The following is a 5,890-nucleotide window of genomic DNA, read 5'->3' on the forward strand; positions in this document are numbered from 1 at the left end:
TAAAATGAAACTTTAATCAGTGGGGTTTTCTTCCCCCACTGATTATCAGCCCTCACCAATTGTGCTTTTACGGACAGTTAATCCCGCACTTAATTTCTTTGCTTTCACTGAATTTTGAGGTGGAAGCCTTACTACCCACAAATAGCGGGATAAAATTCCATCATAAATATGTTTTGACATATTATACTCAATTCAAAATTTTCTTTCGGTAACTACCTTCATATAATGAATGCTTTTTTACCCTCTTCTTTTTCGATGAAAACCTTGTGTAATTCGATCTAATATAATTGCAATCACTACGATAGCTAGTCCAGCCTCAAATCCCATTCCAATATTCACTTGCGTAACTGAACGATACACATCGACCCCAAGTCCTGGAGCACCTACAAGTGAAGCTGTAACAACCATTGATAAAGATAGCATAATGCTTTGGTTTACACCGGCCATTATTGTTCCCGTTGCAAGTGGTAATTGGACTTTAAATAGTTTTTGCGATGCGGTAGAACCAAATGCATTTGCTGCTTCAATTAAATCTTCAGGTACTTGTCTAATTCCTAAGTCTGTAAAGCGAATTGTTGGTGGCATCGCAAAAATTACAGATGCAATAATTCCTGGCACGACACCTACTCCAAAGAATGTAATCGCCGGAATTAAATACACAAACGCTGGCATTGTTTGCATAAAGTCTAATGTTGGTTTTAAAATTTTTGAAAACCGTTCATTTTGTGATGCTAAAATACCGATTGGAATCCCGACAATAATGGAAATGATAACCGACGTAAGAACAAGCGCTAATGTTTGCATCGTTTGTCCCCAGTAGTGAATGTTTAAAATGAATAATAAACCGATTAACACAAAAACCACTAAAGATATTTTCCGCGTTGTATACCAAATGAGAAAACATACAATGATGATCATTAAAAATGCTGGAATCAATGTTAAGAAGTTTGTAAGTAAATCAACGAAACCACCTATGACGTATGAAAAGCCTCTAAATACCCCTTCAAAATGCGCATATAAACTAGCTACAAACGTATCGACCCATTCACCTAAAGGAATACGCGGAATACTATTCATCGTCATTCACCTCTTCCTCAATATTTCCTGCAAGGGCTTGAATGACACTTTCTCGTTTGATTATGCCTCTTAACCTTTTCTGCTCATCAATAACCGGTAATGGGAGCTTCATCTCTGCCATTTTCGCATATGTCTCTTCAAGTAATGTATCTAAATACACGTGTGGAATATCTTTCAGCAGTAAATCAGCAATCGGCCACTGTTTTTGAACCGCTTTACTTGCGTCATCAGCTGTTAATATCCCTAAAAATTCATGTTTTTTATTTACAACATATACAGTAGACACGCCTGCATTTCTCATAATTTGCAGTGCCACACGTGGTCCACGATCAATTAATAATGTTTCTGGTCTTTTCAAAATAGATTCAGCAGTAATAACTTTTCCTAAATTCACATCCGCAACGAATTTTTCTACGAATTCATTCGCAGGGCTCATCATAATTTCTTCTGGAGTTCCAATTTGTACGATTTCTCCATCTTTCATTAATGCAATACGATCACCAATTCGAAGCGCCTCATCTAAATCATGCGTAATGAAAATAATTGTTTTTTCCATCTTATCTTGCAGCTCTAACAATTCATCCTGCATTTCTTTTCGAATGAGTGGATCTAATGCGCTAAATGACTCGTCCATAAGTAGGACATCCGGGTCATTTGTAAGCGCTCTCGCAATACCGACGCGTTGCTGCATACCGCCGCTTAGCTGCCCTGGATAACTATTTTTATGATGGTCTAATCCTACTAATTTGAGTGATTCTAGAGCCTTCGCTTCTCTTTCTTCTACCGGAACCCCCTGTATTTCTAATCCATAGGCAACATTTTGCAAGACAGTACGATGCGGGAATAGCGCAAACTTTTGAAAAACCATACTCATTTTCGTTCTTCTAACTTTCCTAAGCGCCTCTTTCCCCATCGTTGCGATGTCTTCTCCATCTATGTATATATGACCTGCCGTTGGTTTTATTAATTGGTTTAACATCCGAACTAGAGTTGACTTCCCGCTTCCTGACAATCCCATAATTACAAATATTTCTCCTGTATATACTTCAAACGTTGCCTTTTTCACCCCAACGTTCATCCCTGTTTCTTTCAATATTTCTGATTTACTTTTTCCTTCTTTTAATAACGCAACTGCTCTTTGAGGGTTTTTTCCAAATACTTTTGTTACGTTTTCAACACGAACTTTTGTATTTTCCATATAACGACTCCTTTTCTGCCCATCTATTCACATAGTGTAGCGATTTTAAACAGAAATATTACATAGAAATTACTCCTATAAGATTTTTTTAAAATCTTCGTTTCCGTTCATAATAAGAAGGTTCGCATATAGATTTAGCAATGCTATACAAAATGAAATACACACATTCCGATAAAAAGAAATTTTCTATTTATGAAACGGGAGGCTTTCAATGAAACGAAAAATATGGCTTATATGCATTTTGTTATTCATCGGTATGATTATTACCTCTTGTAATGCAACAAATGCAAATATAAAAGGAAAAATTAAACTTGGTGTAACAAGTTGGAAGGAAAATATTGCGGCTGCAAATATGTGGAAAATTTTATTAGAACAAAAAGGCTACAAAGTTGAACTCATGTATTTAGAAAAAGCTGCGATTTGGACCGGTGTTGCTCGCGGCGATGTAGATGCAAACTTAGAAGTATGGCTCCCTGTTACTGATAAACCATTAAATGATCGGTATAAAAATGACATTGTTTTAAAATCAAAATGGTATGAAGGAACTGGGCTAGGCTTAGTCGTCCCTTCTTATATGAAGGACATTAACAGTATCGAGGATTTAAATGCCCATAAAGATGAATTAAATAATAAAATTGTCGGTATTGAACCTGGTAGCAGCCTTATGAATTTAACCGATAAAGCAATGAAAGAATATGATATAAAGCTGAAACTTGTCCAATCTTCAGAAGCAGCAATGATGAGTGAGCTAAAAAAAGCATATACGCAAAAGAAACCAATCGTTGTAACGCTTTGGAATCCACACTGGGGCTTTTCAGAATTTGACCTAAAATATTTAAAGGACCCTAAGAAAGTATATGGGGAAAAAGACGACATTTATTACTCTGTGCGAAAAGGTTTCGAAAAAGATTATCCGGAAATTGTGAAATATTTTGATAGATGGAAAATGAATGATGAACAGCTTGGTACATTAATGGTAATGTTAAATAAAACGAAGGATCCTGAAGATGCTACGCGAAAATGGATTAAAAAGAATCAGGCATTAGTGGATGGGTGGATAAAGGATTAATTTACTACTCAAAAATAGGGCAGAGAATATAACATTCTCTGCCCTATTTCACATTATTTTTTGTCAATTACAGCATCAACAATACCATACGCTTTTGCTTCTTCTGCTGTCATAAAATAATCTCTTTCCGTATCCTGTGCTACCTTTTCAATCGGTTGCCCTGTTCGATCCGATATGATTTTGTTAATATCTTGTTTTAACTTTAATATTCGTTTCGCTGTTATTTCAATCTCCGTCGCTTGCCCTTTCACTCCGCCAAGCGGCTGATGAATCATAATTTCACTATTTGGCAGCGCAAATCTTTTTCCTTTTGCACCGCCGAGCAACAAGAGTGCTCCAAATGACGCTGCGAACCCCATACAAAGCGTTTGAACATCTGGCTTAATCAAATTCATTGTATCTAATATCGCAAATCCCGCTGCAGTTGAACCGCCTGGGCTATTGATATAGAGAAAGATATCTTTTTCTGCATCTTCTGCTTCTAAAAATAATAATTGCGCCACCACACTACTTGCCACTTGATCATTAATTTCTGATCCAATCATTATGATGCGATCTTTTAACAACCTTGAATATATATCATAGGAGCGTTCTCCTAACTTTGTTTGTTCTACAACATAAGGAATTGCATTCATGAAAATCCCTCCATCTACTTTTTAAGCCGCGCATAACATGTAATCGCAAGAAGAGGTTTTTTTCATATTGAATAATAGCACGGGCTGCTTTGATGATAGATGTGTAAAATGAATAGTTGGAAGAAGTTTTGTTAACAATTCTGGTTTTTGTTCACTAATCGCTGTTACAACTACCTCAATATCATCCTCCTGCCCAACTAATTCAATCTCCTCTTCTTCACTTACCATTTTCAATCTGTTTCTACTACGAAACAATGAAGCCTTAACTGCACCTTCTGATATTGAGCATAATTTTGCAATATCAGATAAGCTGTACTGAAAAACATCCTTTAATAAAAAAATGATGGATTGTTGTACAGTAAGTGAAGATAATACTCTTCCTACCATCGCATGCAAATCAGCAATGTTTTCATGCGGTTCTTCACATGTAATTTGCTGCTTTAATTTCTCTTGAACTGATTTTGTCTTCATCTGATCCAGCCATTGATTTCGAGCAATTTTATATAGAAGTGTAATACAAACATCTTTATGTTCTGCACCTATATATTTTTGAAGCACTTTACAAACAGTTTCTTGAGCCAGGTCTTCACCGTCCCATTTGTTTTTTGTTAAAAACGTACAGTACCTTTTTAACTCTGCATAATTTTCAATTAAAAAGCTTATATTTGAATGATTCATATCGATATGGTTTTTGAAGAATTGCGTTACTTTTGTGCACAAAATAACCACTCCTTTTCAGCGCTTACTTAATTAACGATTGAACAGATCAAAAAGTTACGGGTCTAATGAAAAAATTTTTAATGTTTATGTTTGTGAATGTGCGGTCATAAATATGTTATGTAGAATTTTACACGAGGAGGCAAAAGCATGCCAAAATTAACCGTTATAGGCAATGGTACATTTGATGTGAAAGAAGGAACAAAATTAGTGTTGGCACTTGAAGATAATGGCGTTCAAATCCTTCATCGTTGCGGCGGGAAAGCTCGATGCACGACTTGTAGAGTTGAAATAATAGCAGGCGATTTTTGTGAACCTACCCGCGACGAGAAAAATGTAATTACGGAAAAAGGCATTGAAGATCATTTACGATTGTCATGCCAGATGCGAGTACATACAGATTTAACCGTTCGTCCAGTATTAACAGTCGAAAATTCAGGTTTAGACGCTGGACCCCGTCCCGCAGAATAACTTTAGACGTATTACAATGAATTTAAAATGTTTAGCTGGTAAATGTGCTGCTGGTCTTCTCTTTTAAAGAAGTTATCCAATCATAAATCCCCCCTTCAGCCTTCATGCAAAAGGGGGGCCAATTATATTATATGTTCATGATATGCTCCACTAACTGATTTATATTTTCCATTTCAGCATTAGGCCCTAATACACGATCAAAAAGCACATACACTTCGCGTTCGTTTTCATATAACCACTTTAAAGATTGCTTTGGTCCTAAATACCAAATGTCTTTTAAACTAAAATAAATTGATAAACTATCTACTAATAACCAGTGATATCTATAATTCCCTTCAACATCTCCCTTTTGAGCTCTTCGATGCATCTTTTGAATCCAGCTTTGTAAAAAATGCTTTTCTTCTAATGTTAATTGCTTCGGCCCTTGCTGAAATAATTCATTAATCTTATGTAAAAAGCCTTTGCACAGTCCCTTTTTATCTAATAAGACCTTTCCCCCCCCTTATTCGAAGAAATCCTTCTATATCTTCCATTTTCTCTGTTTTATAAATCCATGCATCTAATTGTTTATTACCTACAATACTCGTATCATTACTTTTCATATTTTCTTCATCTGTAAAACATACAATATCTATATCACTTTCTTCTGTATAGTCACCGTTTACATATGATCCATACAATATAATTGAATGGCATTTATATTCTTGAATAAGATAATTTCTT

At 35.7% G+C, this 5,890-nt stretch carries 8 protein-coding genes; 2 read left to right on the forward strand and 6 right to left on the reverse strand.

The window, feature by feature from the left end; translation table 11 throughout:
* Window positions 1–237 precede the first annotated feature (237 nt).
* Complete coding sequence (locus V7183_RS22210) at window positions 238–1,077, reverse strand: ABC transporter permease (RefSeq protein ID WP_335360861.1); 840 nt, start codon at window positions 1,075–1,077, stop codon at window positions 238–240.
* Window positions 1,070–2,275, reverse strand: a complete 1,206-nt coding sequence (locus V7183_RS22215; protein WP_097898310.1) for a quaternary amine ABC transporter ATP-binding protein — start codon at window positions 2,273–2,275, stop codon at window positions 1,070–1,072. Before V7183_RS22215 ends, V7183_RS22210 begins: the two co-directional genes overlap by 8 nt.
* 211 nt (window positions 2,276–2,486) lie before the next feature.
* Between V7183_RS22215 and V7183_RS22220 the strand changes: the two genes are divergently transcribed.
* Window positions 2,487–3,344, forward strand: coding sequence for a glycine betaine ABC transporter substrate-binding protein (locus tag V7183_RS22220; RefSeq protein WP_335360862.1), 858 nt, complete (start codon window positions 2,487–2,489; stop codon window positions 3,342–3,344).
* A gap of 53 nt (window positions 3,345–3,397) precedes the next feature.
* Here the strand turns inward: V7183_RS22220 and clpP are convergent, their stop codons facing one another.
* Both clpP and V7183_RS22230 read right to left on the reverse strand, forming a co-directional pair.
* Window positions 3,398–3,979 (reverse strand): ATP-dependent Clp endopeptidase proteolytic subunit ClpP, encoded by a 582-nt coding sequence (clpP, locus tag V7183_RS22225; RefSeq protein WP_335360863.1) that lies wholly within the window; start codon window positions 3,977–3,979, stop codon window positions 3,398–3,400.
* A gap of 21 nt (window positions 3,980–4,000) precedes the next feature.
* Entirely contained in the window at window positions 4,001–4,699 is a 699-nt protein-coding gene (locus tag V7183_RS22230) for an RNA polymerase subunit sigma-70 (RefSeq protein ID WP_335360864.1), read from the reverse strand.
* A gap of 147 nt (window positions 4,700–4,846) precedes the next feature.
* Here V7183_RS22230 and V7183_RS22235 point away from each other — a divergent pair, with 147 nt between their 5' ends.
* Window positions 4,847–5,167 (forward strand): 2Fe-2S iron-sulfur cluster-binding protein, encoded by a 321-nt coding sequence (locus tag V7183_RS22235; protein ID WP_097898306.1) that lies wholly within the window; start codon window positions 4,847–4,849, stop codon window positions 5,165–5,167.
* 127 nt (window positions 5,168–5,294) lie between these two features.
* Here V7183_RS22235 and V7183_RS22240 read toward each other — a convergent pair whose 3' ends face one another.
* A complete protein-coding gene (locus V7183_RS22240; RefSeq protein ID WP_335360865.1) occupies window positions 5,295–5,534 on the reverse strand; it encodes a hypothetical protein in 240 nt (79 codons plus the stop codon).
* Window positions 5,535–5,643: 109 nt separating this feature from the next.
* A partial coding sequence (locus V7183_RS22245) for a nucleotidyltransferase domain-containing protein (RefSeq protein WP_335360866.1) occupies window positions 5,644–5,890 on the reverse strand: 247 nt, incomplete at its 5' end.

The organism is Bacillus sp. JJ1127, assembly GCF_036965845.1.
Taxonomy (GTDB): Bacteria; Bacillota; Bacilli; order Bacillales; family Bacillaceae_G; genus Bacillus_A.